Source organism: Mycolicibacterium llatzerense, from assembly GCF_025331195.1.
GTDB lineage: Bacteria > Actinomycetota > Actinomycetes > Mycobacteriales > Mycobacteriaceae > Mycobacterium > Mycobacterium llatzerense.
In genome coordinates this window covers 119,903-146,766 of record NZ_LXOV01000017.1, presented here as the reverse complement: position 1 = coordinate 146,766, position 26,864 = coordinate 119,903, and the positions used below count along the sequence as shown (strand labels likewise).

At 65.1% G+C, this 26,864-nt stretch carries 26 protein-coding genes; 14 read left to right on the top strand and 12 right to left on the bottom strand.

The genetic code is table 11. The annotated features are described in order from the left end of the window. Positions 1-46: 46 nt before the first annotated feature. Both A7G45_RS28385 and A7G45_RS28380 read right to left on the bottom strand, forming a co-directional pair. Positions 47-913 (bottom strand): ABC transporter permease, encoded by an 867-nt coding sequence (locus A7G45_RS28385; RefSeq protein WP_260941849.1) that lies wholly within the window; start codon positions 911-913, stop codon positions 47-49. Next, a complete protein-coding gene (locus tag A7G45_RS28380; RefSeq protein WP_260941847.1) occupies positions 913-2,898 on the bottom strand; it encodes a dipeptide ABC transporter ATP-binding protein in 1,986 nt (661 codons plus the stop codon). The genes A7G45_RS28385 and A7G45_RS28380 overlap by 1 nt, the downstream gene beginning before the upstream one ends. 223 nt (positions 2,899-3,121) lie before the next feature. Between A7G45_RS28380 and A7G45_RS28375 the strand changes: the two genes are divergently transcribed. From A7G45_RS28375 to A7G45_RS28355, 5 genes are all read left to right on the top strand, one after another. Then, on the top strand, positions 3,122-3,805 hold the full coding sequence (locus A7G45_RS28375; RefSeq protein WP_260941845.1) for a TetR/AcrR family transcriptional regulator: 684 nt from the start codon (positions 3,122-3,124) through the stop codon (positions 3,803-3,805). 1 nt (position 3,806) lies between these two features. Next, the gene (locus tag A7G45_RS28370; RefSeq protein WP_260941843.1) at positions 3,807-4,082 is read left to right on the top strand and encodes a YciI family protein; all 276 of its coding nucleotides are present in this window, start codon (positions 3,807-3,809) and stop codon (positions 4,080-4,082) included. Between the two features lie 156 nt (positions 4,083-4,238). Then, positions 4,239-5,288 carry an NAD(P)-dependent alcohol dehydrogenase gene (locus tag A7G45_RS28365; protein WP_260941841.1) on the top strand — a complete coding sequence of 350 codons (1,050 nt, stop codon included), beginning with the start codon at positions 4,239-4,241 and terminating at the stop codon, positions 5,286-5,288. A gap of 12 nt (positions 5,289-5,300) precedes the next feature. Further along, positions 5,301-5,495, top strand: a complete 195-nt coding sequence (locus A7G45_RS28360) for a hypothetical protein (protein ID WP_260941840.1) — start codon at positions 5,301-5,303, stop codon at positions 5,493-5,495. Between the two features lie 214 nt (positions 5,496-5,709). Next, the gene (locus A7G45_RS28355) at positions 5,710-6,618 is read left to right on the top strand and encodes a serine hydrolase (protein WP_260941839.1); all 909 of its coding nucleotides are present in this window, start codon (positions 5,710-5,712) and stop codon (positions 6,616-6,618) included. A 37-nt stretch (positions 6,619-6,655) separates the two neighbouring features. Here A7G45_RS28355 and A7G45_RS28350 read toward each other — a convergent pair whose 3' ends face one another. Then, positions 6,656-8,179 carry a serine/threonine-protein kinase gene (locus A7G45_RS28350; protein ID WP_260941838.1) on the bottom strand — a complete coding sequence of 508 codons (1,524 nt, stop codon included), beginning with the start codon at positions 8,177-8,179 and terminating at the stop codon, positions 6,656-6,658. Between the two features lie 805 nt (positions 8,180-8,984). Between A7G45_RS28350 and A7G45_RS28345 the strand changes: the two genes are divergently transcribed. From A7G45_RS28345 to A7G45_RS28330, 4 genes are all read left to right on the top strand, one after another. Beyond that, a complete protein-coding gene (locus A7G45_RS28345; RefSeq protein WP_260941836.1) occupies positions 8,985-10,190 on the top strand; it encodes a neutral zinc metallopeptidase in 1,206 nt (401 codons plus the stop codon). 3 nt (positions 10,191-10,193) lie between these two features. Beyond that, positions 10,194-10,880 (top strand): DUF4333 domain-containing protein, encoded by a 687-nt coding sequence (locus A7G45_RS28340; RefSeq protein WP_260941833.1) that lies wholly within the window; start codon positions 10,194-10,196, stop codon positions 10,878-10,880. 72 nt (positions 10,881-10,952) lie between these two features. After that, complete coding sequence (locus A7G45_RS28335) at positions 10,953-12,566, top strand: serine/threonine-protein kinase (protein WP_260941831.1); 1,614 nt, start codon at positions 10,953-10,955, stop codon at positions 12,564-12,566. A 73-nt stretch (positions 12,567-12,639) separates the two neighbouring features. Next, complete coding sequence (locus tag A7G45_RS28330) at positions 12,640-13,110, top strand: hypothetical protein (RefSeq protein WP_260941829.1); 471 nt, start codon at positions 12,640-12,642, stop codon at positions 13,108-13,110. Between the two features lie 84 nt (positions 13,111-13,194). Here the strand turns inward: A7G45_RS28330 and nrdF are convergent, their stop codons facing one another. From nrdF to A7G45_RS28315, 3 genes are all read right to left on the bottom strand, one after another. Further along, positions 13,195-14,157, bottom strand: coding sequence for a class 1b ribonucleoside-diphosphate reductase subunit beta (nrdF, locus tag A7G45_RS28325; protein ID WP_276555802.1), 963 nt, complete (start codon positions 14,155-14,157; stop codon positions 13,195-13,197). A gap of 134 nt (positions 14,158-14,291) precedes the next feature. Then, on the bottom strand, positions 14,292-15,803 hold the full coding sequence (locus A7G45_RS28320) for a flavin-containing monooxygenase (RefSeq protein WP_260941825.1): 1,512 nt from the start codon (positions 15,801-15,803) through the stop codon (positions 14,292-14,294). A gap of 94 nt (positions 15,804-15,897) precedes the next feature. Then, positions 15,898-16,632: a TetR/AcrR family transcriptional regulator gene (locus A7G45_RS28315; RefSeq protein ID WP_043985139.1), complete on the bottom strand. Its 735-nt coding sequence runs from the start codon at positions 16,630-16,632 to the stop codon at positions 15,898-15,900. 234 nt (positions 16,633-16,866) lie between these two features. Between A7G45_RS28315 and A7G45_RS28310 the strand changes: the two genes are divergently transcribed. Continuing rightward, entirely contained in the window at positions 16,867-18,063 is a 1,197-nt protein-coding gene (locus A7G45_RS28310) for an NAD(P)/FAD-dependent oxidoreductase (RefSeq protein ID WP_407667551.1), read from the top strand. Positions 18,064-18,066: 3 nt separating this feature from the next. Here A7G45_RS28310 and A7G45_RS28305 read toward each other — a convergent pair whose 3' ends face one another. The 3 genes from A7G45_RS28305 to A7G45_RS28295 all read right to left on the bottom strand — a co-directional run bounded on the left by A7G45_RS28305 (position 18,067) and on the right by A7G45_RS28295 (position 21,349). Next, a complete protein-coding gene (locus A7G45_RS28305) occupies positions 18,067-19,746 on the bottom strand; it encodes a PE-PPE domain-containing protein (RefSeq protein ID WP_260941821.1) in 1,680 nt (559 codons plus the stop codon). 114 nt (positions 19,747-19,860) lie between these two features. Next, positions 19,861-20,574 carry a TetR/AcrR family transcriptional regulator gene (locus tag A7G45_RS28300; protein WP_260941819.1) on the bottom strand — a complete coding sequence of 238 codons (714 nt, stop codon included), beginning with the start codon at positions 20,572-20,574 and terminating at the stop codon, positions 19,861-19,863. Between the two features lie 46 nt (positions 20,575-20,620). Beyond that, entirely contained in the window at positions 20,621-21,349 is a 729-nt protein-coding gene (locus tag A7G45_RS28295; protein ID WP_260941817.1) for a LysR family substrate-binding domain-containing protein, read from the bottom strand. 60 nt (positions 21,350-21,409) lie between these two features. On the opposite strand from A7G45_RS28295, the gene A7G45_RS28290 reads away from it, so the two are divergent. Further along, complete coding sequence (locus tag A7G45_RS28290) at positions 21,410-22,132, top strand: hypothetical protein (RefSeq protein ID WP_260941815.1); 723 nt, start codon at positions 21,410-21,412, stop codon at positions 22,130-22,132. Here the strand turns inward: A7G45_RS28290 and A7G45_RS28285 are convergent. After that, on the bottom strand, positions 22,105-22,950 hold the full coding sequence (locus tag A7G45_RS28285) for a hypothetical protein (protein ID WP_260941813.1): 846 nt from the start codon (positions 22,948-22,950) through the stop codon (positions 22,105-22,107). The two genes, A7G45_RS28290 and A7G45_RS28285, sit on opposite strands and share 28 nt — an antisense overlap. 51 nt (positions 22,951-23,001) lie before the next feature. Between A7G45_RS28285 and A7G45_RS28280 the strand changes: the two genes are divergently transcribed. Further along, on the top strand, positions 23,002-23,388 hold the full coding sequence (locus A7G45_RS28280) for a DUF5997 family protein (protein WP_043395151.1): 387 nt from the start codon (positions 23,002-23,004) through the stop codon (positions 23,386-23,388). Between the two features lie 39 nt (positions 23,389-23,427). On the opposite strand, the gene A7G45_RS32600 is transcribed toward A7G45_RS28280, so the two are convergent. Both A7G45_RS32600 and A7G45_RS28270 read right to left on the bottom strand, forming a co-directional pair. Next, positions 23,428-24,579, bottom strand: a complete 1,152-nt coding sequence (locus A7G45_RS32600) for a GGDEF domain-containing protein (RefSeq protein ID WP_260941810.1) — start codon at positions 24,577-24,579, stop codon at positions 23,428-23,430. Between the two features lie 125 nt (positions 24,580-24,704). Then, entirely contained in the window at positions 24,705-25,163 is a 459-nt protein-coding gene (locus A7G45_RS28270; RefSeq protein ID WP_260941808.1) for a hypothetical protein, read from the bottom strand. 180 nt (positions 25,164-25,343) lie between these two features. Between A7G45_RS28270 and A7G45_RS28265 the strand changes: the two genes are divergently transcribed. Both A7G45_RS28265 and A7G45_RS28260 read left to right on the top strand, forming a co-directional pair. Then, positions 25,344-26,225: an exodeoxyribonuclease III gene (locus A7G45_RS28265; RefSeq protein WP_260941806.1), complete on the top strand. Its 882-nt coding sequence runs from the start codon at positions 25,344-25,346 to the stop codon at positions 26,223-26,225. 128 nt (positions 26,226-26,353) lie between these two features. Beyond that, positions 26,354-26,758 carry a VOC family protein gene (locus A7G45_RS28260; protein ID WP_260941804.1) on the top strand — a complete coding sequence of 135 codons (405 nt, stop codon included), beginning with the start codon at positions 26,354-26,356 and terminating at the stop codon, positions 26,756-26,758. The last annotated feature ends 106 nt before the right edge of the window (positions 26,759-26,864 follow it).

Below are 26,864 nucleotides of genomic sequence, written 5' to 3'. Positions count from 1 at the left end.
CCTCTCTTCGCACAGGCACTCAGTGCCCCCACCCGGCCCGTCGTCATCAGGCGGTCGTCTTCATCAAATTGCGCAAACAGTCGCCGGAGATGTTGGCGACCAGAGCCAGCACCAACACCCCCAGCCCCGGCATCACCGGAATCCACCACTGCTGCAGGAAATAACTCAGGTTTCGCGCCGAGTCGGCACCGAGCTCCGGCGCGGGCGCGGCTTGGCCGAGTCCGAGAAAGGACAGGCCCGCCAGGGTGAGGATCAGGGTGCCGATATCGAGGCTGGCGGCAACCAGCGCGTTGGGCACCGCGCCCGGCAGCAGGTGCCGCCCGGCGAGCCGAAATCTGCTGACGCCGGCCAGTTTTGCCGCCTCGATATGTGGGCGCGCAGCCAGCCGCGCCACCTCCCCGCGTACCAGCCGGGCATAGAACGGCCACCACACGATGGACACCGCGATGAGCGTGTGCAGGAAACTCGGTCCCATCGCGGCCACCACCGCGATCGCCAGCACCGGCGCAGGCAGGGACAGGAAGCCGTCAGTGATGCGCATCAGCGTCGCGTCGATCCAACCGCCCGTCGCACCGGCGACCAGGCCCACGAACCCGCCGATCAGCAGACCCAGCGCCACCACCGCCAGCGCCGCCAACCAACTCGACCGCGCGCCGTAGAGCACGCGCGAGAGGATGTCGCGTCCCACACTGTCTGTGCCGAGCAGGAATCCGTGGTCACCCGGAGGTTGCAGCGGCATCCCGACCGGGATCAGCGGGTCGTGCGGCGCCAGTAGCGGCACCGCGATGACAGCGAGAGACAACACGATCACCAGGGAGAAGCCGACCCAGTTGACGATCATCGAGCGCGACTGCGGCAGGGCCAGGCGCAGCCGGCCGCGGACCAGGCTCGGGGCGGAGAGCGCGACAGCCATCAGGGCACCTTCTTTTCGATACAGGCCACCTGGTGTGCGCCCCCGGCCTTCCCCACGAGTCGGACATCGAGTTCGTCGCCGCTGCACGCCTCGACCGAGATCGGGCACCGCGGATGGAACGCGCATCCCGTCGGCGGCGACAGCGGGCTCGCGGGTTCGCCTGGCAATACCCGTGATTCGCGTCCGAGGTCAGGAATCGCATCGACCAACGCGCGGGTGTAGGGATGCGTCGGGTCTCCGATGACCTGTTCGGCCGGCCCGATCTCCACGATGCGGCCCAGGTACATCACGGCGATGCGATCGGCCACCACGCGGGCGACCGACAGGTCGTGCGTCACGAAGACCACCGACATGTCCAGGCTGCGGCGCAGGTCGCCGATCAGGTTGAGCACCGAGGCTGCCAGCGAAACGTCCAGCGCGCTGGTCGGCTCGTCGCACAGCAGCACCGCGGGTGGCACGATGGTCGCGCGGGCCAGCGAAACCCGTTGGCGCTGACCACCAGACAGTTGACCGGCACGCGATTTCGCCACCTCGGCGGGCAGCCCGACTCGGGCCAGCACCTCGATGACGGCATCGCGTCTGGCTGCCCGGGAGAGTTTCGCGCCGCGCAATCGCTCGGAGATCAACTCACCGACCGACAGCCACGGGGTGAGTGACGCACCCGCGTCCTGGAACACCATCTGCGGTCGTTGCTCGCCGGCCACCTCCACACTGCCCGTGGTCGCCTTCTCCAGCCCGGAGATCACGCGCAACAGGGTGGATTTCCCTGAGCCGCTCTCCCCCACCAGCGCCAGCGATTCGCCGTGCCCCACTTGGAGCCGCACGCCACGCAATGCCTGTAGCTTGCCGCGCGGCGCGACGGCAAAGGTCTTGGTCACGTCAGTCACCGTGACGGCGGCGGGTAGCTCTGCGGCGGCCGCACCGATCGGCTGTCCGACAACGGGTTCCGGCATGCCGACGGGTTCCGGCTCATGCTGGTCTGGCAGCTGCTCCGGTGTCAGCAGGCAGGCGCTGACCCGTCCGGTACCGACGGAAACCGGCTCGGGCGGTGATTTCGCGCAATCGTCGGTCACCTGCTCGCAGCGGGGGGCGAATGCGCACCCGGGCAACGGCGTCAGCGCACTCGGTACCGACCCCGGCATCGCGGCAAGCCGTTTGTCACGGGCGGTCTGCAGCGTCAACCGTGAACGCAGCAGTCCCCGGGTATACGGGTGGGCGGGTGAACCGAGGACCTCTGCGGTGGGGCCGACCTCTGCGATACGGCCCGCATAGAGCACCGCGATGCGATCGGAAATCTGAGCCGCCACCCCGAGGTCGTGAGTGATGAAGACAATGCTGCAACCGATTTCGTCGCGCAGCCGCTGCAGCAGCCGGAGAACCTGGGCTTGCACGGTGACGTCGAGTGCGGTGGTCGGCTCGTCCGCGATGATGAGGTCCGGGTTGCCGGCGATCGCGATGGCGATCATCACCCGCTGCCGCAGACCGCCGGAAAGTTCGTGCGGATAGGCACGCATCCGCCGCGCCGGGTCGGGGATGCCGACCGCGGTCAACAGGCGCAGCGCTTCGTCGGCGCTGCCGGCGGCCTCGGCGACCTGCTTGCCGATCCGCATCGTCGGATTCAACGACGTCATCGGGTCCTGGAACACCGCGCCCAGATCGAGCCGACGAACTGTGCGCAGCGCCTTGGCATCTCCGTGCACCATGTCCGAACCGGCCACCGAGATACTGCCGTCGATTCGGGCCGACGCCGGAAGCAGTCCGAGCATGCCGAATCCCAATACGCTTTTCCCCGAGCCTGATTCGCCGACCAATCCCAGGATTTCACCGGGCAACACCGCCAGTGACACACCGCGCAGCGCGTGCACCTCGCGCCCATTGCGCCGAAAGGTGACATGCAGGCCGGTGACGGTTGCCACCGCGTCGGGGTTCGGCGATGCCGCGGGGCGCGCGTGCGACGCGTCCAGTACAGATACAGCGGTGCCCATGAGCGCTCTCCCGCGTTGTCATCGCCACGCCTTGGTACGTCTTCGAACCGCTGGCCTGTCAGTTGACAGTTTTCCCTTTGGACGAACCCGCCTGGTATCGGCTGGGTAAGCACGATGTAAGCAACTCGCTCGCGTGGGTAACCGCGGCATATCGCATGTTTCTGTCGCATGACAGATACGGGTGGCGATACCGGTCGGCGCCACGATGGACCACGATGAATGGATGTCGATCACCCGCACCGGACGACCACGGCTGCACACGCAACGTCGTCCGGGCATCACCGCACGAGACGAAATACTCGATGCGGCAAGCGAATTGTTCACGACGTTGGGATACACCGGCACGTCCACGAGAACCATTGCCGACTCGGTCGGCATCAGACAGGCCTCGCTGTATCACTACTTCAAGACCAAGGACGACATCCTGTGCGCTCTGCTGAGCCAAACTGTCACGCCGACACTGGCGTTCATCACCACCCTGAACGACGCCGCCCCGACCTTGACCGCCACCGAACACCTGCACGCACTGGCGGCCTTCGACGGAGACCAATTGCTCAGTGGCAACTGGAATTTGGGCGCACTCTATTTGCTTCCCGAGGTGCGCGCCGACCGTCTCGAGCCGTTCTGGTCCGATCGCGAACGGCTTCGACTGCACTACCTGGCACAGAGTGAGAGAGTGCTGGAGCGGACCGGCGTGCATCCGGCCGCCGCCGATCTACCGTTCCGGTTGGTCGAATCCCTGGTCAACATGTGGTCGGTGCCGCACGGCCCGCGGCGATCGGAATTGCCCATGCACGTCGCCGATGCCGGCGTGCGGGTGCTGGGCGTCCTCGACGCCGAGACGCCCGGACTGCGCGAGCGCACCAGCCAGGTCATCGAACTACACGCCTGCCGGATAACCTCGTAGCGTGTTTCACGTACTGAACATCACCTACACTCAGCCCCTCGACGTCGTCGACCAGTCGCGACCGGCGCATCTGGAATGGCTTGGCAAGCTCGTCGAAGAGCGGCGCATCCTGCTGGCCGGCCGGCTGGAGTCGCAGGGTGGCGCCGTGCTGATCGCCTCGGACATGTCGGCCGAAGAAGCCGACGCCCTCACCGCCTCAGACCCGTACGTGCACGCCGGCGTCGCCAGCTACGAGCGGGTCAGCTTCAACGCCGGTTTCCGCGCCGCCGGACTGTAGCGCGCAATTCACAGCCGAATCCGGGATTAGTTCCGCCCCGGCCGCCGTTGAGTGTGATCAGGGCTCCACGATTGCCCTCATTTCGTTACCTTCGCTAATCTTTTGCGTTAGGTACACGCCGCTAGGCAAGCCGAGAATGAAGAGGACTGACAAAGCATGACCACGACTGTTTCCGCCTACGCCGCGACCTCAGCGACCAGCCCGCTGACCAAGACCACCATCGAGCGCCGTGACATCGGCCCGCACGACGTGGCATTCGACATCAAGTTCGCGGGCATCTGTCACTCGGACATCCATACCGTCAAGTCCGAATGGGGCCCGGCCAACTACCCCGTCGTACCCGGTCACGAGATCGCCGGCGTGGTCACCGCCGTCGGCTCCGAGGTGACCAAGTACCAGGTCGGCGACCACGTCGGCGTCGGCTGCTTCGTCGACTCCTGCCGTGAGTGCGAGAACTGCCTGGCCGGCCTGCAGCAGTACTGCACCGGTAAGGGCGGCAACATCGGCACGTACAACGCCACCGGCCGCGACGGCACCCCCACCTACGGCGGCTACAGCACCGCCATCGTGGTCGATGAGAACTACGTCCTGCGCATCCCGGACAGCATCCCGCTGGACAAGGCCGCTCCCCTGCTGTGCGCCGGCATCACGCTGTACTCGCCGCTGCGGCACTGGAACGCCGGACCGGACAAGAAGGTCGCCATCGTCGGTCTCGGCGGTTTGGGCCACGTCGGCGTGAAGCTCGCGGTCGCGATGGGCGCCGAGGTCACCGTCCTGAGCCAGTCGCTCAAGAAGATGGAAGACGGCCTGCGCCTGGGTGCGCACCACTACTACGCCACCAACGACCCGGACACCTTCAAGAAGCTGGCCGGCACCTTCGATCTGATCATCAACACCGTGTCGGCGAACCTGAACATGGGTCTGTACCTGAACCTGCTGCGGGCCGACGGCACGCTCGTCGAGCTCGGCGCACCGGAGAAGCCCTTGGAGGTCCCGGTGTTCCCGCTGATCGGCATGCGTCGCACTCTCGCCGGTTCGTTGATCGGCGGCATCCCCGAGACCCAGGAGATGCTGGACTTCTGCGCCGAGCACGACGTCACCCCGGAGATCGAGATCATCGAGGCCTCCTACGTCAACGAGGCCTACGAGCGCGTCATCGCCAGTGACGTGCGGTACCGCTTCGTGATCGACACCGCCACCATCTGATTCGGACGCCCGGTGGCCGACGATCCGGTAGACATCCTGCAGCGCTGGGAGCTCGCAGGCGGTGTCTGGCGGATCATCGGCCGCCGCGCGCACGAACTGACCATCGGGTTGTTCCAGTGCGACGGCGGCGAGCGCGTCGACGTGATCCGCTCCGGTGACGCCGCATTGGTCGCCTTCGTCGGCGACCGGGAGTCCAACGCGGACTGACGAACGCTGCCTGACGCAACAGATCTCGGCCAGACTCGCCGCGGCAAAACTCGTGCAAGGGGCCCGGGTCAGAGCGTCGTATCGTTGACCCAGCCGTCGTCGCAAGCGGGTTGGGGGTAGCCAGGTGAGGACACCGCCGTCCCGCGCCCGCGATGACCTCGAATTGACGGCACGCAACGCGGCTCAACGACATTCGCTACGGCCGCGTCGAGTCGTGGCCGTGCTGGTGGGAAGCTGTATCGCACTGCTCATCGTGACCGGTGGCGTTGTCATCGGACTTCACGTTTCGCCATCACAGGCGGGGGTGCCACACCCCCCATCTGCCGCCCGAGCTACGAGCCAGTTCGGCGTTACGCCGCTCAGCCCCGCGACAACCACACTCGCTCCTCAATCTTCCAGTGATTCAAGCGATCTCCGAATCTCCTTCGCACAACTGCAAGCCTCGCTGGGCGTTCCGATGGGCATCGCGGTGATGCCCATCGGTGGGAGCGGGACGCCAATGTCGTTCGGTGACTGGGCCAGCGGACCAGCTTGGTCGACAATGAAGGTGCCACTCGCGATAGCTGCACTGAGACAAGGGGCTTCGGCCGCGGCGGGCGAGTCGATCAAAGTCGCGATCACCCAATCCGACAATGACGCCGCCGACGTCATCTGGCGTGGCCTCGGGCCACCCGAGACCGCCGGGAGCAAGGTCGACACAGTGCTGCGGGAAGCCGGTGACCCGACCCAGGTTCAGTCGACGAGAAGTCGGCCCGACTACAGCGCATTCGGCCAGACCGAATGGTCACTGCGGAATCAGACTCGATTCCTCGCGACCTCAGCATGCGATCACCGGAGCACGCCGATTTTCGACCTCATGGGACAGATTGCCGGCGATCAACAGTGGGGCCTGGGTGCTATCCCAGGCGCTCGGTTCAAAGGCGGCTGGGGACCGCTGGAGTCAGGTGGATACCTGGTACGCCAACTCGGAGTGATCTATACCAATCGGGGGCAGGTCGCGGTTGCGATTGCAGTGCAACCAAATTCAGGCACGTTCACCGATGGCATCGCTCAGCTGTCACAAGTCGGACGCTGGTTGAAGGAACACTCCACGGAGCTACCCGCGGGCCGTTGCCCGTCCTGAACTTACCGCCGCCGGACGCCCGGCGAATCCCGCCTACTCAGTAGATGTAGACCCGGGCGTTGTTCCCGCCGGCACACGTCACCCAGTTGTCGGACCCGTAAGCAGCGCACTGCACCACAAAATTTGGTCCATTGCAGGTTGCGCCGTCAACTGTGCGGCAGTCCACAGCCCCGGGCGCTGATACGGCCCGCGGCGTACGAGACACACTGCCGTACTGATCCCAATACGAACTGAGCACACTCCGAGCGAAAAAACATGACGTCTCCGCCGAACCTCGGCCCGAACGCGTCCCCCACCCCGACCTAGACGTCAACGACCAGCCAGCATCGCAGCTATCGTGCGCCGCGCTGTTGTCAACGCCGGTCACGAGCGGCGGAGTCCCACCCGACGACGGCATCGGCGGTGCTGGCACCGGTGCGGGCACAGGCACCTGGGGAGCTGGCAGCTGCTGCGCCGCAGGCGCACCGATTGTCGAAACAGCTTGCACCGGTGAGGAAGTCGCGACTGAGTTCGTGTTGCTCTGGCCAGCGAGCATACCGATGACGATGCCTATTCCACCGAGCAGCAGAGCCCCAACCGCGCCGATTGCCGCCGGAACCACCCACCGTCCGCGCTGCTCAGCCTGCGGCGCTCGGACGACAACCGTCGGCCCAGTCATCGGCCCCGAGTCATGGAGAGCAGGCCGCGGCGTGGCCAACTGCTCCCGCTGCATGGTCGCTGACTGCGCCCACGACGGGCCAGTGTCGCTCAATGCTCGATGCGCGGCGCGCGCCAACGCGCCGGCCGTGCCGTAGCGATCGTCGGCTTCTTTTGCCATGCCACGGGCAACAACGTCGTCGAGCGCCCTCGGAACGTGCGGATTGATCAGACTCGGACGTGGCGCAGGTGCGGATAAGTGTGCAGCAATCACCTGCTCCAACCCCTGTCCGGGGAACGGCGTCTGCCCAGTCAGCGCCTCACACAGCACACACGCAAGTGCGTACACGTCCACAGCCGGCGTCGTGTCTTCTCCTCCGAACCGCTCAGGGGCCATGTACGCCATCGATCCAATTTGAGTTCCGGTCATGGTCAGCCGCGAATCACCGTGAGCCTCGGCAATCCCGAAATCAACCAGATACGCGAAGTCCCCCGAAGTGACCATGATGTTCTGCGGTTTCACGTCACGGTGAACCAACCCCGCCGCATGTGCTGCGTCCAGCGCTGAAGCGATGTGACCGATTATCCCTACTGCCTGCTCGGCGGGGAGCGGTCCGGATTTAAGCATGTCGTGCAGCGTCCGGCCCTGCACCAGTCGCATATCGATGTACAGGCGGCCATCGACTTCGCCCCAATCATGGATGGGAATGACATGCGGCTCTTGCAGGATTGCAGCGGCACGCGATTCGCGCTGAAATCGTTCACGGAAGCGTTCGTCCAGCGAATACTGGTCTGACAGGATCTTCAGCGCGACAGTACGGTCCTTGCTGGTGTCCACAGCTTCATAGACCTCGCCCATGCCACCCACGCCGAGCAACCCGGTGATTCGGTATTTGCCAAATTGCTCACCGCCGCGCTTAGTCACCTAGTCCCCCTGCCAGATCGTTCTCATGCAATCGCAGCGTGCCTACCCCGGCCTATCGACTGCGGTCGGCAACACTCCAGCCAGCATCGCCGATGTCGATCAGCATAGGACCAAACGTTCTGCTCACTGCTGATATTGACCAGTACGCGCATTTGCCCGCGGTCGATAGCCCTGCGACGCGATACTCCATTTACGCCTGTAGTCGCCAGCAGGCCGCACACAGCTGCACCACGATAGAGGGCTTCCGATGGGCTATCTGAACGATCAATATAGGTACCTCAGACCAGCGCTCGACCAGCGCAGACCTGGCGGCCAGCGGACCGTGCCAAGCGCGCCACCATCACGCGGGATGCGGCGCAGATCACTAACAGGGCTGAACGTGGCAATCGGGTTGCGCGATATTGCGAGCTCATGCGTGAGGTTTGCCCCGTATAGGAGGACCGGATTATTGCCAACCGGATTACCGACTCTTCGGTGCACCCTACGCGACCACGCACAGTCCACGTGCGGACCCGGTGCTCGATAGCTAGTGTCTGCGCCCGCGCACCTACGACATCCCACCGAACGATTGCCGTTCGGCGTCAAACGCGTTGCCAACGTTCTGATCTCAGTTGTCGCCGTATCCGTAGTTTCCGCGTGCGGACACACAGTCGTTGCCGGACGCCCACTTTCGGCACGATTCGATCCACAGCGGGTCAGTGGACTGACTGTATCCGACGGGCCGAGCGGTCCGAGGCCTGACGGCCCTGCACCGACTGGACGTGTCGCCAACACCGACAACGGCAGCTTTGACCGATTGGCCCTGTTGGCCATCAACGACGTCGAGTCGTTCTGGAAGATGCAGTACCCCAAATCATTCGGAGAACAACTCAAACCCGTCAGCCGACTCGTCTCCTCAGATGGTGACGAACTGGCCGGGTACACATCGTGCGGAAGCCCCGAGGCCAACGCCGTGTACTGCACCATCGACAACTCAATCGGGTGGGACCGCTCGCAAGACACAGGACTGGTTCCTCCAGCGTTGCCGTTCTTCGGCACGATCGGTGCGGCAGGGGTTTTCGCGCACGAGTATGGCCACGCCGTTCAATTTCAGGCGGGGCTGCCGATACGCTCTCCCACGCTGATAAGAGAACAGCAGGCCGACTGCTACGCCGGGGTGTACATGCGCTGGGTCGCTGACGGCGATTCCACACGGTTCGTGGTCAGCACGGGAGACGGTCTCAACCATCTGCTTGCCGGCCTGTTGGCAATACGCGACCCGCAAAGCGAATCCGACGATCCAGATGTGGTTCTCAAACAGCACGGCACGGGACTGGATCGCGTCAGTGCATTCCAACTCGGATTCGAACAGGGAGCTCATGCCTGTTCGGCGATCGACCGTGCCGAGATTCAACGACGGCGCGGCGATCTCCCTCGGAATCTGTTCGACGCCCGAAGTACGAACAGCGACATGGCCATTGACCAAAACACATTGGCCACGCTCGCCGAAGAGCTCCAGAAGATCCTGCAGCCTGCGAATCCGCCGGCGCTCACGATTGGCGGAGCGTCGTGTGGCGGGCGACGGTCTACCGCGATCGCTGCGTACTGCCCCGACACCAACACCGTGGCAATCGATTTGCCGGCACTACAGCAGATCGGCGCACCCGCAGACGAACACAGCTATCGACTCCTGCAGGGCGACAACACCGCAATATCAGTGATCGCTTCCCGCTACGCGCTGGCCAACGAGCACGAGCGCGGATTGCCGCTCGACACGCCGCAAACCGCGATGCGCACCGCATGCCTCGCCGGAGTCGCGCAGCGCGGTATGGCGCAACCAATTTCTCTGCCGTCAGGGCCAGGTTTGACGCTCGGCGCCGGCGACCTCGATGAAGCCGTCGCAGGCCTGCTCACCAATGGAATCGTCGCAAGCGACGTCAACGGCACTCCGCTCCCCGCCGGCTTTACTCGGATTGCCGCCTTTCGGATCGGAATCCTCGGAACAGCCGACGATTGCTTCCGGAGGTTCTGACTCATGAACGACGACACCTCAAACACGAAAGACGCCACCTCCCACATCTCACTTCCGCGACGAGAACCGCCAGCACCAGCCAACCAGCAGAACCACGATGAGTTGCCCTGGTGGCAAACCATTTACCAGCGCCCGCCCGGATCGTTCCACAACATCCCCCACCACCGGCCACCCCAGAGTTCGGTCCGCCCGTTTGTTTCTCCTGGAAGTCCGATCGTCACACCCCAAGCTCGATCAGAGTCGCCGGAGACCGCCCGCCTCCTACCGCCAATCCCGCAGCGCGCCACGGTGGGACCTGCTGGCCCGGCAGACCGGGGCCGCGCATCTTCAACGACCCAGCTCAAACACCAATCCAGGCAGCGCCGCAAACTCATTGGCATCGGAGCAGCTGTGCTCGCAGTCGAAGCCGTCGCGCTCGTGATCGGCGTATCGATGCTTCACACCTCTAGAACGACCGATCTCGACATCAATCAAGCCCAACAGGGCGTGGAACAGGTCCTGACCGACACGGTGAGTGGCTATGGCGTGACGAACATTTCAAACATCAGGTGCAACAACGGCGTCAATCCGCCCGTCAAGAAGGACGGCACCTTCAAATGCGAGGCCACCATCGGCGGCCGACAGCGACAGATCACCGTGGTCTTTGTCGACGACAACGGGACATATGAAGTCGGAGGTCCGACCGGCTGATGACTCGACTGAAATGCCCGACAACAGCTATTAGATAACGCAATTTCACGATGCACGACAAGGACCCTGACCGTGACTGCACACAATAACCGGATCGGTACGGACTTCGGCAAGTACCGAATTGTCGGCATACTCGGCAAGGGTGGAATGGGCGAGGTCTATGAAGCCTTCGATACCGAGAAGAACCGCACCGTCGCGCTGAAGATCCTTGCCGCACAACACGCTGATGACGATCAATTCAGAGCGCGGTTCCTGCGCGAATCACACGCGGCGGCCATTCTCCAGGAACCGCACGTGGTGCCGATCCACGACTGGGGCGAGATCGACGGAAATCTGTACATCGATATGCGGCTGATCCAGGGCGTCACGCTACACGAGCTGATCAAGACCCAACCCCTTGAACTGCAACGGGCTGTTTCGATCATTCAACAGATTGGCGCTGCCCTCGACGCCGCACATGCCGAGAGGCTGCTGCATCGCGACGTCAAACCGCAGAACATCATCGTTACCCCCGCCGACTTCGCATATCTCGTCGATTTCGGGATCGCGGAAGCTCAAGGCGACACACACCTGACAATGGCTGGCACGCAGATCGGATCGTTCTCCTACATGGCTCCCGAGCGGTTCGATGACGCACCGTGTTCAGCTGCGTCGGACGTCTACTCCCTTGCCTGTGTGCTGTACGAGTCCGTCACGGGCGAAACGCCTTTCGCCTCCACCAGCCAGCAACACGTGATCGCGGCACACATCGCCAAACCGCCGCCACGCGCCAGTTCAGTCAATCCGCACCTCCCGCTCGCATTCGACGACGTCATCGCACGCGGCATGGCGAAAGATCCCGACGATCGTTACGGCAGCGCCGGAGCGCTCGGACGCGCAGCACAACGCGCGGTCTCCCCCGGCATCCAGACACCGCCATTGGCAGACGCCAACACAATGGCCAGGCCCTTTCCCCTTCCCTCGCCTGTGCAGTCCGTCGGCAGCGTCCCGCAGCTACCTACCACCTTTCCAACGGCTGCCCGGACGCAAAACGAAACTGATCGCGAAGCTCGAAACATGACGGTTCCGGTGGTCGTCATCGGCGCAGTCGCGGTCCTGCTACTCGGCGCAGTTGGCATCGTCGTCGGCATGCTGGTTTCTCAAAGCGCCAATCAGAATGCGGGTGCTCCGACAACGGTTACCGTCGCACAACCAGCCGCCCAGGCATCGATGTCACCAATCGCGTCCCCGTCCCCACCACAACCAGCCCCTTCGCCGCAGCCCAAGCTGGCGCCCTCGGTAACGTCGGCGCCCGCCGTCGATCAGGAGACCTCCAGCACCTTGCAGCTGCGCCAGTTGGCCGCAACTGACCGGCCGTACATAGCTGCCGTTCTCGCCGACTACTGGATTCCGCAGTTGAGCGCAAAACGTCCCGGCGTCGTAGACCAAGGCATGGTCTGGGACAACACACTCGCGCTGCAGGAGCATCTGCAGCTGCGACAGCGGTACAACGCAAAGCTGCTCTGGACCGGAGACTGGTCCACGTTCGATGGCAGAAATTTCTGGGTGACGGTCGTGCCTCTTACTTTCAGCGATTCGAGCGGAGCACTGCTGTGGTGCGCAACTCAGGGTTTCGATCGCGACCACTGCATTGCGAAGATCGTCAGCAACACGCGTCCGGTAGCGGGCAGCACTGCCACGAACTGAGTGGCCTCGGCAGACGAGGCCAACATCTGGAAAAAGTTGACGGAATTTACTTTCGCGCACTAAAACTTTGGTCATGACGCCCACCCGCTGCGCTCCGCTGTCCCAGCTGGCTCTCGTCGGCGTGGCCATCGCCCTGCTGCCGGTAAGTGTCGCGAATGCCGACCCTGACCCGGCACCACCGCCAGTGTCCCCCGGCGTCACCGGCGTACTGAACGACTGGCAGAAATCCGTATGCGCGCCGGGCAGTTTCACTCAAGACGATCCCGCCATCGCGGCGCGTGACTGGCCGGGCGCGGTGCGGGCGGGTACCTGCGCGAGTGCGGTGAATCCCGGCCTGACCAATGGTCTGTGGATCTCGCAGTGGACCGCCAACAGCGACATGACCTCGGCGCTGCAGCGGAATTTCATGGCGCTGTTCGCGTCAGCAGTCAGCGATCAGACGGCGATCATCACCTTCGCAGTCGCCTCGCCGGAAGCGCGGAAATCGCTTGAGCCACTGACCAAATTCGGGTTCACCATCAACCCGGTGCCGCCGCTGGCCTGACGGCCTGCACCAACGCCGAGCCAAATAACCGCGGGGCGCATTCGGCAAGCCGATACGCCCCGCAATCACAGCACTGAACTGCGTTTAGAAGTCCCAGTCCGCGTCTTCGGTGTTGACGGCCTTGCCGATCACGTACGAGCTACCCGAGCCCGAGAAGAAGTCGTGGTTCTCGTCGGCGTTCGGGGACAGCGCCGACAGGATCGCCGGGTTCACGTCCGTCTCGTCGCGCGGGAACAGCGCTTCGTAGCCGAGGTTCATCAGCGCCTTGTTGGCGTTGTAGCGCAGGAACTTCTTGACGTCCTCGGTCAGGCCGACGCCGTCGTACAGGTCCTGGGTGTACTCGACCTCGTTGTCGTACAGCTCGAACAGCAGCTCGTAGGTGTAGTCCTTGAGCTCGGTCCGCTTGGCCTCGTCGACCATGGCCAAGCCACGCTGGTACTTGTAGCCGATGTAGTAGCCGTGCACCGCTTCGTCACGGATGATCAGCCGAATCATGTCGGCGGTGTTGGTGAGCTTGGCGCGCGAAGACCAGTACATCGGCAGGTAGAAGCCCGAGTAGAACAGGAAGCTCTCCAGCAGCGTCGAGGCCACCTTGCGCTTGAGCGGCTCGTCACCCCGGTAGTACTTCATGACGATCTCGGCCTTGCGCTGCAGGTTCGGGTTCTCCTCCGACCAGCGGAACGCCTCGTCGATCTCCACGGTCGAGCACAGCGTCGAGAAGATGTTGCTGTAGCTCTTGGCGTGCACCGACTCCATGAAGGCGATGTTCGTGTAGACGGCCTGCTCGTGCGGGGTCAGCGCATCGGGGATCAGGCTGACGGCGCCGACGGTGCCCTGGATGGTGTCCAGCAGCGTCAGACCCGTGAAAACGCGCATGGTGAGCTGCTTTTCGCTGTCGGTCAGCGTGCCCCAGGACGGGATGTCGTTGGACACCGGCACCTTCTCCGGCAACCAGAAGTTGCCTGTGAGGCGGTCCCAGACCTCGGCGTCCTTGTCATCCTGCACACGGTTCCAGTTGATCGCGGAGGCCCTGTCGATCAGCTTCATACCTTCAGACACCGTGACCCCATTTCACCTGGAACTGTGTTTGCCGAGCTGGCACCACAGACACTACCCCTGGTGTTTACCTTCGACGAACACCGCTAAAAGTTGTGTTTTCGTGTCGCGTCGGCGAGGCCGATTCAACGGATGAATTCGTACTCCGTCGACTGGAACTTCCGGGTCTCGAGCCAGTACTGCCAGGTCATGCCGCTCCACAGCGTGCGGTTCACGCCGTGCTCGTCCATGTACCAGCTGTGGCAACCTCCCGTGCTCCACACGGTGCCGGCCAGGTCCTGCTGCAACTCGGCGTTGTAGTCGTCCTGCGCGCGCCGGCTCGGCATCAGCGCGGCGGCGCCCGCCTTGTCGGCGGCGGCGATGGCCTGCGCGGCGTAGCGGATCTGCGACTCGATCATGAACACCACCGAGTTGTGCCCCAGCGCCGTGTTCGGCCCCAGCAGGAAGAACAGGTTCGGCATGTTCGCCACGGTGATGCCGCGGTGCGCAGCCATACCCTCGCGATTCCAGCGGTCGACCAGGTCCTCTCCCCCGAGGCCCTTGATGTCGACGTAGGTGTACGAGTCGGTGACGTGAAAACCGGTGCACCACACCACCACATCGACCGGATGCTCAACGCCGTCGCGGGTGACGATGCCGTTGGCCGTCATCCGCTCGATGCCCTCGGTGAAGACCTGCGTCTTGGGGTTGGCGATGCCGCGATAGTAGGTGTCGGAGTTCAGGATTCGCTTACAGCCCGCCACATAGTTCGGCGTGAGCTTGCGACGCAGTTCGCGGTCTTTGACGCTGCGGTTGATGTTCCATTTGCCCAGCAGCTCACCGATTTTGAGCAGTCGCGGCTGTTTGGTCATCGCGAAGCCGACGCCTTCGTGAATCCAGTAGATGCCGGCGCGCATCAACGCGCGAGCACCGGGCACCCGGCGGAAGGTGTCTTTCATCCACTCCGGGAAAGCGTTGTTGGGCCGAGGCATGACCCACGCGGGGGTGCGCTGGTACAGGTGCAGCTCGGCCACCTGGTCGACGATGGCGGGCACGATCTGGATGGCACTGGCGCCGGTGCCGATCACCGCGACGCGCTTGCCGGTGATGTCGACGCTGTGGTCCCACTGCGCGGAATGGAAAGTGACACCGGCAAATTCGTCACTGCCGTCGATCTCGGGAACGGACGGGATGTGCAATCCGCCGGCTCCGGAGATGAGGAACTGCGCGATGTACTCCTGGCCGCTGCCGTCGTAGATGTGCCAGCGTCGCTCGTCTTCGTCCCAGTGCGCGCGGTCGACGTGCGTGTTGAAGCGGATGTTGCGGCGCAGCCCGTGCTTGTCGGTGACGCCCTTGAGGTAGTCGAAGATCTCGGGCTGGAACGACCACATGTGCGTCCAGTCCGCCTTCGGCTCGAAGGAGAACGAGTACATGTGCGACGGGATGTCACACGCGCAACCCGGGTAGGTGTTGTCGCGCCAGGTGCCGCCGACCTCGCCGGCCTTCTCCAGGATCAGGAAGTCGCGCTCGCCGAAGCCCTGCTTCCGCAGCGCGATGCCCATGCCCAACCCGGAAAAGCCGGACCCGATGATCACCGCCCGCGTCACGATGGGCTCGGTGCGGACATCAATGTCGGCAGACTGCTCGGAGACCGTCATGAACCTGCTCTTTCCTGGGAACGGCGGTACCGGATACTTCACAGTCTCCGGTCAGACCCACGCGGTGTCAACGCACCACATCAGGACCGAATTGTCAGCCGACGGATTCTTCGCGGCGCACCGCGTCGTGCACCGGCAGGTCGAGGTCGAACCGGATGCCGAGCAGCCGAGCGGTGCCGTTGATGGCGCCGATCATGATCGTGGTCATGTGCGCGACGAACTGGTCGCGGGGCAGCCGGCGCGGTGTGTCGTCACTGCCGCCGAGCCACCAGTCGGTCGCCGACGCGGCCGCGCCGAAGAGCGTGAACGCAGCCAGCTCGAAGATCGCCGAGTCCAGGTCCATGTCCTTGAGCTCGCCGCTGATCATGGCGGCGATGGCCAGGGTGATGTCGCGGCCCCGGTTGACGGTCGTCATCGCGGCGGCGGACTGGTCGGCGAACCGGCCCTGCAGCAGGAAGCGCACCACGTTGGGGTGCTGGTCCACCAGGTCGACGTAGTGCTCGACGGCGCGACCGATGATCTGCCCCGTCGAATCGTGCTCGATGTCGATGGACGGAATGACGGCCGCCCACAACATGTCCCGCATCCGCTCGCCGATCTGCGAGAACATGTCGGACTTGTCGGCGAAGTGCCGGTAGATCTTGGGTTTGGCGGTACCGGCCTCTTCGGCGATCTCCCGCACGCTCACGTTCGGGCCGAGGCGGTCGATCGCGCGGAACGCGGCGTCGACGATCTCCTCGCGGACCTTCAGGCGATGTTCGCGCCAGCGTTCGCTGCGCGCATCGACCTTTTCGGGCGCACCCTTGGGCGGAGTGACCTTCACCTGCACGGTGACCGAGGGAACGTTCACGCCCGGCACACCAGGTACTTTCACCCCGGCCTGGATGCCGGTACGTGGAAGAGATGGCCTGCGCACCCCGCCACTGTACCGGGCCAGGCAATTCTGACCTGCTCAGACTGCCCGGCGCGGCGAACGTCACATGCGCCGGTGCGTTGTCGCACCCAGGCGGCCGACAGGCTTCGCGCGTAGCATCGGCCTCAGGCCTCGCCCGAAAGTACCGGCCTGACAGGGACTGATCACATGGTGCAGCGGTACGACGTCGTCGTTGCCGGCGGAGGTCCGGCGGGATCGGCGGCTGCCTGGCAAGCCGCGCAGACCGGCGCGAGTGTGGTCGTCCTCGACAAGGCCACGTTCCCGCGCGACAAGCCGTGCGGTGACGGTCTGACCGCCCGCGGGGTCAGCTACCTGCAGAAGATGGGCCTGGCGAAACAGGTCGCCGAGTTCCACCAGATCAATCGGGTCACGGTGTTCAGCCCACACCGGTGGGAGCTGTCGTTCCCCCGCCGCCCTGGCATGCCCGACCACGGCTGCACCGTCAGCCGTACCCATTTGGACGCGCTGCTGCTCGGCCACGCCGCCGCCGCGGGCGCGGAAGTGCGCGAGGACACCGAGGTGTCGGGCGTCGAGTGCAATGACGACGGCAGAGTCACCGGTGTGGTCCTCAAGGACGGCGAGACCGTGCACGGCGACGCCGTCATCGCGGCCGACGGTGCGTACTCGCCGATCAAACGAGCGCTGCATGTCGAGTCCGATTACCAGGGCTATTCGGCGATCGCGATTCGTGCCGAGATGCCGGCCGACCGTCCCGACTCCGATGCCCTGGAGATCTATCTCAAGCTCGTCTTCGATGGCGACCAGTTACCCGGCTACGGCTGGGTTTTCCCAATGGGCAACGGCACCTTCAATATTGGGCTCGGCTACGTCAACAGCTACCGCAACTGGCAGGCCATCAACGCGACCCGGTTCCTCGGTGACTTTCTGCAGACGCTGCCGCGCGACTGGAATCTGCCGTCGATCGACGCGTTGAAGAAGAACAAGAGCGTGCGGGCCTGGCGGTTGCCGATGGGGTTCACCACGTGGCCGCCGTGGCAGCCCGGGGTCTTGTTCGCCGGCGACGCGTTGGGCGCGGGTAAACCCGCCTCCGGTGCCGGCATCTCCAAGGCACTCGAATCCGGTTTGGCCGCAGGCGAATGCGCCATCGCTGCCCTCATGAACGGCAGTCCCGACGACTTCACCAACTACCAGCAGCGCATCGAATCCGCCTGGGGCCGGGAATACCGGCGCGGCCGCTTCTTCCACAAGCTGGCCGGTATCCCGATGGTGGCCGGCGCCGGGCGCAGAGCAGTCGACAGCCGCGCGTTCCGCGATCTGCTGCTCAAGTCGCTGTACAAGAAGGCCGAGGGGCCGGCGCATACCTGAGAGTCACGCGGCCGGCCTGGCTCCCTTACGTGACGGCGCGTGATCGGCCTTCACACTCGCGGGCGCGTCGGATTTGGTTGTGGCCCCGGCCGAATCGCGGCGACGGCCGTCGGCTTTGGCGGCCGGAGCCGCAGCGTCGGTGTCCCGACGTGCGTGACCGGGGTCAGCGGATTGCTCCCGCTGTTCGCGGGGCGCCCGGGCGGGCTCGACGGAGTCTGCCGTTGGTCTCCGCAATTGTCGAGACTTTGATGGCTTCGACGGCGTGGTGGCGGCTGCCTGCGGCGCAGCCTGCGGCTTCGCGGGCGACGTTGGCGTTGCTGTCGCCCGAAGTGAGCTGCCGCCGGCAGGCAGCGCCTGTGGGACCGCCGTCGATGAGGCGGCGACCGCCGAGGCAGTGCTCGGTGACGTTGCCGCTGACGGCTTCTGCCCTCCGACGACCTGCAGCAGCTTGGCCACCGGACGGGTGATATTCGTCAGTGCCGCAGTCAGATTCACCACCGACTGCCGAATGGCCTTGGCCAGCGGTGAGGTATCGACCGGCCGCGCCGGATGGTCCGTGGTGGGTGTCGTCGGTTCGGTGGCATCGACGGTCGGTTGCGGCAGTGTTGGCTTGAAGCTGCCGGTGCGCAGAATGTCCAGTGACTGCTGGAGTGCTCCAGGCAGCGCCTTGATGGCGGCACTGAAGTTGGCCTGTGGTGTCGTCCAGCTGAACTCCTTGACCCGGCTGGGGTCCGCAGTCCTGTCATAGGCGCTTTCGATGAACACGCGAAGTACGGGGTCCATGGCGTCGACGAGACGCTGCGCCCCGATCACGGACGCGACAAGGCGCAGCGGCGCGAGCAGCGGCAGGAGTTGCGGGAAGGTCACGTAGGTCGTGTTGCCCACGGTGGTGGTGACCGTGTTGGAACTGCTCTTCGGTTCCAGCGCATAACCCGGGAGAACATGTTCGAACAGGATGCCAACGAGGGCGTTGGCGATGGCCAGTGGATTGAAATAGGCCGGGAAGTCGGCGAATCCGTCGTACTGATTTTGGTAGACGGTGGTCTGGAACGGGCTGTCCGACGGCCCGGGCCGTCCGAGCGGAAACAGATCCCCAAGGATCGGCACGTGATTCCACGTGGTGAAGCGCGACAGGATTCCGCCGTTCGGCTGGTACGGATCGCCGATGAGCGTGAATGCGTAGTCGCCGGCGTGGGCCACATAGGCCGGGTCCTTGGCCATATCGGCGCGCGCGATCTCGGCGACCTCGGCTCCTTGGGACATGCCGAGGATGGTTATCTTCTGACCGGGTGCCTGCTTGGCGATGTCCTGCTCAAGGTATCCGGCGCCGATGCGTTCGGACTGCTTCAGTGAGTGTGGCCAATAGGGCACGTCCGACAAACCAGGTAGCGCCGAGATGATCGGCCACTCGACGTTGATCTGCCCCGGGTACGGCACGACATGGAACGAATCTCCTTGCGGGACAGTCGTTCCATAGAAGAACAACGGGATACTCAGCCCGAACGGGTCGAACGATCCCCCGACTCCGATCGTGGTGTCGACGAGCCGTATCGCGGCCTGCGACACGATCGGAGCTCCCGGTGATGACACACCGGCCACCGTCGCCGCGGCGATGCCGACCGCGACACCCCTCACCAAAACAGTGGTCGTCCAGTGCTGCTGTTGCGTTGAGTCAACCCCCATAGCCGCAGGACACTATTGCAATCACCCAGTGCAAACAAGACCTCTTTTTAAAAACAAGAAGTCTTGCTCAAAACCATCCGCGATCGGTGTGCGGAAGGTATGACGGGACAGCGATCAGCGCAATGAGGCGGCGATACCGGCCCTGATCACTGCCATGAAGCCGGTCAGATTGCCGATCAGGGTGTCGATGCTCGGGTGCGAATCACCATCGGCTTCGCGGTCGTGCAGCCAGTCGGCCACCGCCTCGAATAGGCCGCCCACGGTCAGGACGGCCAGCGCATGGAAGTCCACGGCGGCGCAGCCGGCACTCTCCGGGAACTCGCGACCTCGCCAGAACTCTTCGAGAAACGTTGCAGTCCAACGTCTATTCTCGCGGCGCTGACGCTCGACCCGCGGCGAGATGCCCGCGCATTCCCCGAAAGCCACCACCGCGACCCGGGGGTCATCGACCAGGGCATGGGCGAACGCCGACAGCAGCCGCTCAACCATCGCGTCATTGTCAGCGGTTGTGGTGTCGAGGATTTCGACAACGTGACGTTCGATCCGCTCGGCGATCTGACTGAGCAATTCGACGTAGCAGTCTTCTTTGCTATCGAACGTCTCGTAGAACGCCTTGTTCCCCACGAATGCGTTCTGACATATCTGCTCGATCGATGTGTTCGCATAGCCGTCGCGGGCGAACAGCTCGAATGCGGACGCCAACAGTTGTTCCCGACGGTGGATTCGGCGCTGCTCGGCGTCGAGACCACGTATCGTCCGCGGGCTCCGCGATGTCGCGGATCGTGGCGCGGTGGTGCTGTTGCCTGTGGCCGCCGGCGGTTTGCCCATGGCCCCGGAGTGTAGTGGCGCCGCACGAACGGCGACTACGTCAGCGTCAGCGCCGGCCGCGCTGCGCCTTCCCCGGCTTGCGGGCGGTCTTGCCGGCCGCAGTTTTTCCGGCCGCGGCACGGGCAGCCTGCTTCGCCAGGGTCTTTTCCCGTGCGCTGCGTTTCGGCGCCGGCTCGGCCTGCCCCCGCGACGAGCTGGCCTTGCGGCCCCGCACGATGCCGATGAACTCCTCGACCAGCTCCGGCTGCTCCCCTTCCCGGAAGGCGAGCGCGACGGGGCAGGTGGGCGCGTCGGTGATCGGACGGTACGTGAGGTCTTTGCGGTGATACAGCCGCGCCAGGGACTGCGGAACGATGAGCGCACCCAGCCCGGCGGCGACGAGTTCTATTGCGTCCTCAGTGGTTTCGGGCCGGTGATCGACTGGGTTGCCGGGCGCGTCCGCCCACGCGACGACGTGGTCGAGCGGGAGGAGGATCGGCTCGCCGGCGAGGTCCGCGGCGGCGATGTCGTCGACGGCGGTGAGCACGTGATCGGTCGGCACCACGGCCACCGTCGTCTCCTCATAGAGCGCGATGACGGCCAGTCCCGTCGTGTCCGCCGGCAGCCGAAGCAGAGCGACGTCGATGGTCCCGGCCCGCAGTGCGTCGGCCGCATCCGCCGCGGTGACGGGGTGCAGCACCAGCGGGACCGTTGGGTGGCGATCGGCCCAGATCCGCGCCCACTTCGCAGGCGTCCCGCCGGGGACGTACCCGAGGGTCAACGAGGGCGAACTCACGGCCATCACGCTACCCAAACGAGTGTCGGGTGGTTCGCGGTCGGCGCCGATAATTGAGGCATGACCGGGTTCGGCGTCTTCACGTTCCATCTCGTCGAGATGCCTGTCACTGCGACGGTGCCGCTACTGCGACGACCGCCGCGGCTGGACCAGGTGGCCGGGCTGCACTACGCCGAGTGCCTGTCGTTGATGCGGCTCGGCGCGCCGACCGTCTCCCCCGACCGACTGCAGTTGCGGCGGCTGGCGATGTTCGCGCGCTGGGACGACGAGAGCGCGATCGACGAATTTCTGGCCGGTTCCGGCGCGCGGTTCGCCACGGGCTGGCACGTCCGGATGACGTTTCTGCGACGCTGGTCCACGCTGGCGGCGCTCCCCGGCCTGCCGCAACAGGCCGATGTCTCCGACGACGACGAGCCCGTCGTCGCAGTCACCCTGGCCCGGATGCGATTGCCCGAGGTCCCCCGGTTCCTCACCTGGGGCAAGCCGGTCGAGCGGCTGGTCCGCGACCATCCGGAGGCCACCCTGGCGCTGGCCGCGATGCGTCCGCCCCGCTCGATCTCCACCTTCTCGATCTGGCACTCGGTTCGGGCGATGACGGACATGGTCCACGGCCGGGGTGCCGCGGCCGAGGTCCTCGACCCGGCTCGACATGCAGACGCGATGGCGGAACGGCGTCGCCGCGATTTTCACCGCGAGTTCGCCACCTACCGGTTCCGGCCGCTGTCCGAGCATGGCAATTGGGACGGGCGTACCGGTTACGTCCCGCGGCGCTCCAGCTTGTAGTGCAGGCGGACGGCCGGCATGTTCCACATCCGCAGCACATGATCGGTGCGGAGCACCTGCTCACCGTCGACGTAGAGGTCGAACGTCTCATGCACGGGCGCGCGCCGCGCGAAATAGCGCCCGCGATCGCGCACCAGGACGTACGCCCCCTCGGCACCCCACGGGCCCGCCGGTGAGGACAGTCGCAGGCCGCCATCCGGCAGGTGCTGCGGCTGCAGGAACACCTGAACGTTGCCCTCCTCCAACGGGAACGTCACGTGCACGCTCGGCCGCTCGGCACCGGGAAGCGTTCTGCGCGAATAACATCCGCTGAACACGGTGTCACCATTGCCGCGCAGGGTCCGAATCCAGCCGGCGGCAACCTGCGCCCCGCCGCCGTCAGTGATCACCGAAACCCGGCCGTCGATGCCCCGCGCCACATCGAGGGGTCGCATCGGCAGAGCCAGTTGTTGCACCCGCTTGCCGAACATGCGCGAAATCAGCTCACCGCCCGGCCAGAACAACGGCGACCAGCTGCACCAGACCTCCATGCGCCATCGCGCCGTGTGCGTGTAGAAATCGTGAATCATCGGGTGGACAGCCGCGGCGTCGAACCCCGGCCCGGAAAGGCCCTCGAGATCGGGTTGCAGTCCGGCGTCCGGATCGCCGTCCAGCAGGGCCCCACCGCGCCGAGCCGCTTCCTCGATCAACCAGCTGTTCCCACCGCCTGCGGATCCGAGTGGCGCCTGCAGCCAGGCCTCGCCGCCATCGAGGTCGACGCCTCGTCCGGTCGCCCGCCAGAACTTGCGAGTCGCGAGATCCAGCGTCGAAAACTCCACCTCGCGGATCGTACGGGGTTACCCCAACGACCTACCGATAGGCTGATGCCCATGAGCAGGCCCAACGCGCAGTCCATGAAACCCGCCACCGCGGCGAAGAAGCTGGACGTCTACTTGCCCGCGACGCCTGCGGAGTTCCAGGAGAACGCGATCACCCGCGACGAGCTCGCCGCGCTGCAGGCGGACCCGCCGCAGTGGCTCAAAGACCTTCGCAAGAACGGGCCGCACCCCAAGAACCTGGTGGCGGCCAAGCTGGGCATCTCGATCGCCGGTCTGACGCGCGGTGACGTCGAGAAGGCGCTGACCACCGAGCAGATCGACGCGCTGCTCGAGGAGATGCCCGACTGGCTGGCCATCGAGCGCGAGAGCTACCAGACCGTGCTGCGCGAACAGCGGCGCATCAAGGCCCTGCACGCGGACCAGGCTCGCGAAGGCTGACCGCCTGACCTGAGCTGAGACGTGTGTGGCTCGCGGCGCCTACGAGCACACCACGATCTGGTTGCGACCACCGAGCTTCGCCTCGTACAGCGCCTTGTCCGCCTCGTTGACCAGGGTGTCCAACCGGGATCGCGGGCCGCCGGCAGCGATCCCGAAACTCGCAGTCACCGTTGCCATTCCGTCGCCGAGCTCGGGTGCCTGAGCGACCATCCGGGCCCGGGCGGCATCAGCCCACTCGACTGCGGTCTGGGTGCCGGCGCCGGGCAGCAGGATGGCGAATTCCTCGCCGCCGATGCGCCCGACGATCCGCGCCTCGCCCGGACATTGGTTCAGGATTCGCGCGAAGGCCATCAATACCTTGTCTCCGCCCGAGTGCCCCAAGGTGTCGTTGACGGCCTTGAAGTGGTCAAGGTCGGCCAGGATGAAGGCGCAACTCTCAACGCTCTGCAGCATCGCCTCGGCGCGACGGTTGAAGCCCCGCCGATTGAGCACCCCCGTCAGCTCGTCCCGATCCCGCTGGAACCGCAACTCCTGCACGACATCGATCACAGTCACCGCCAGCAGCGTGATCATGCACGCCGGCAGCACGATCGTGCTCGCCACGATGAGAAACAGCTCGAGGTTCGAGGACATATAGCTGTCGAATTCGGCGGGAGTCGTCAGTTCACGCGGCACGCTCGAGAACAGTGCGGCCACCGCGTCCGCGCCGAGGGAGACCGCCAGCGCAGCCGAGGCGGTGAGCGCGGCCCGATCGGTCCCGGTCTTCGGCGCGCCGCGCCAGAGGCGACGCGCCACGGCAAACAGGAGCAGCGCCGTCGCCAGATTCTGCGTGATGATCCGCCCGACCAGCAAAGGCCAGGGGTACGCGAGACACCACACCACGATCGCGGAGACCGTGACGTACCAGACCATGCACCCGCGGGGCAATCGGTCGCCCACCCGCCGCAGCAACCCGTCGGCCAACAGCGCCATAGTGACCGGGAACAGGACTCCGTGCACCGATGCCGCGAACGCTGCAGGCAGCGGGACCGAAAGCACGGTCGTCGCCGCGCTGTAGCACCCGATCGCCAGGGCGAAAGAGAGCGCGCTGGTCCGCCTTCGGTCCACCACCCATACGACGAAGAAGAGCAGCCCGACACCCGCCATCGCCAGGGTTCCCAGACTGACGGCGAGCACCCACTCCTGCGACACGACCACCCTCCCCGTCGGTACGACAGCGCGATCAGCGTGACACTACCTGCAGATCTAGCAAACGTGCCGGGTTCGGGGGCGGCACCTGCGACGAGTCATCAGGTGGCCTTCGCCACCACGTGCACTCACCAGAGGTCGAAGCCGACGTTGGTGTTGGGATAGTGGCTGGTGAAGTTGTGATTGATCCAGTAGTTCTTGGCGAGAAAACCAGTGACACCGGTGTTGGCGACATTGGTGTTGACCTTCGAATCGTTGACCTCGTAGGTGGCGGTGGGGCCGCCGACGCCGACCCGGTAGGCGACGTGCATGTCGAGTGAGTCACCCTGTGGCGCAACGGCTGTCACGATCTCGGTCGCGCCGGGTGCCAGCATCCGCTGTGGGCCGTCGACCCATTTGCCGTTCGGGCTCGTCCCGTCATTGAGCAGAAACTGAACCTTGTCGGTGTGGTTGGTGATCGTCATCGCGATGGTCGGCTCACCGGGGTGAGTGACCGGCATGGTTCCTGCGTGAGCGATCGCGGCGAAGGGCAGCGCGGCGGCAATCCCTGCTCCCGCGGCGGCGATACGAGCCGTCGTATTCTTCATGGCGTCTCCTGCACGTGAATGTTGTTATCCAAGAATGGGTTTGACCCGTCTGGCTGATACCGGCAACTATTCCGCGAATGGCGCCTTTGCGGATTCCCCCGAACAGCGGATGCACCGGATGAATCGCACTCCACCGATCGGCGGACATCCCGAGTCCGCCGATCTGCTTTGGTAGACCCGATGACTGATACGCCAAACCCGCCGCTGGGCATCGCCACGTTCAACGTCAACGGGGTCCGGGCAGCACGCCGTCGCGGCTTCGACGCCTGGCTCGCCGGGCGTGGGCTCGACGTGGTGGCCCTGCAGGAGTTGCGCTGCCCGCCCGAGGAGGTCGGCGCGTTCGACGGTTATCGCGCGGCCATCGACTGCGGCTCGATCCCGGGCCGCAACGGCGTCGCGATCCTGACGCGCGAGGCACCGTCGAACGTGCGGACCTGGGTCTCACATCCGCCGCGCAGTCGAGGCCTCGCGGCCTATGCGCACGAGGGCAGGTACCTCGAGGTCGACCTCGCCGACGCTCCACTTACGGTGGCGTGCCTCTACTTGCCGAAGGGCGGCCTGCCCGCGCACCTGCAGCGGCCCGGCAATATCCGCGACGTGCCTGACGGCGGCGCCAAGTACGACCGGAAGATGCGCTTCCTCGGGGCGTTCGCGCGTGAGTTGAGCCGGAACCGCCGGGCGGCCCTCCAGGCGGGGCGGGAGTTCCTGCTGCTCGGCGACCTGAACCTGGCCCATCTTCCGCACGACGTGACCAATTGGCGGCCCGCACAGAAAATGGAGGGCTTCCTCCCTGAGGAACGCGCCTGGCTGGATGCACAGATCGGGCCGCGCACGCTCGTCGACGTGGTCCGGACGCTGCACGGCGACCGCCCCGGACCGCTGTCCTGGTGGAGCTGGGCCGGCGAGTCGTTCGTCAAGGACGTGGGCTGGCGGATCGATCACCACCTGGCCACGCCGCGGCTCGCGCGGACCGCCGTGTCGGTGACCGTCGACAAGGAACCCGAACCCGACGCGCGACTGTCCGATCACGCGCCCGTGGTCGTGCGGTACGCCTTCCCCTGAACACCGGCCGCGCGCGGCGCTACCGGTCGACTTCGGAAGGTCGCGCACACGATGAGTTCTGCGCGGGTGGGCGGTCTACCTCTGTGACGGCCCCGCTTCCGGGCGCCGCGGACCACAGGAGCTGCCCGATGCACCCCATGCTCTTCATCAACATGCCCGTCGCCGACGTCGCGCGCTCGCGGCAGTTCTTCACCGGCCTCGGATACTCATTCAACGAGAACTTCAGCAGCGACAACGCCGTGACACTGGTGCTCGGTGAAAACCAGTTCGCGATGCTGACCCAGCGCGACGTCTTCGATTCCTTGCATCCGGTCCAGACCGCTGACGCGTCGCAGAAGGAATGCGTTGTCTGTTTGGGTGTCGACAGCCGGGAATGCGTGGATGGGCTCGTGGACCGCGCCATCGCCGCCGGCGGCACAGTAGGTGACACCGACGACGAGGACTTCATGTACGGCCGCAGCTACAACGATCTCGATGGCCACTCCTGGCAGATCTTCTGCATGACACCCGTAGCGGCAGGTGCGTCCGAATAGAACAGGCCGAGGGATCTGGCCATCAGCGCGGGCAGCACACCCCTGAGCGAAACGCGCAAAAGCCCGACTAATACGTACAAGCTCGCATTGTGATGCCGGTTACAGC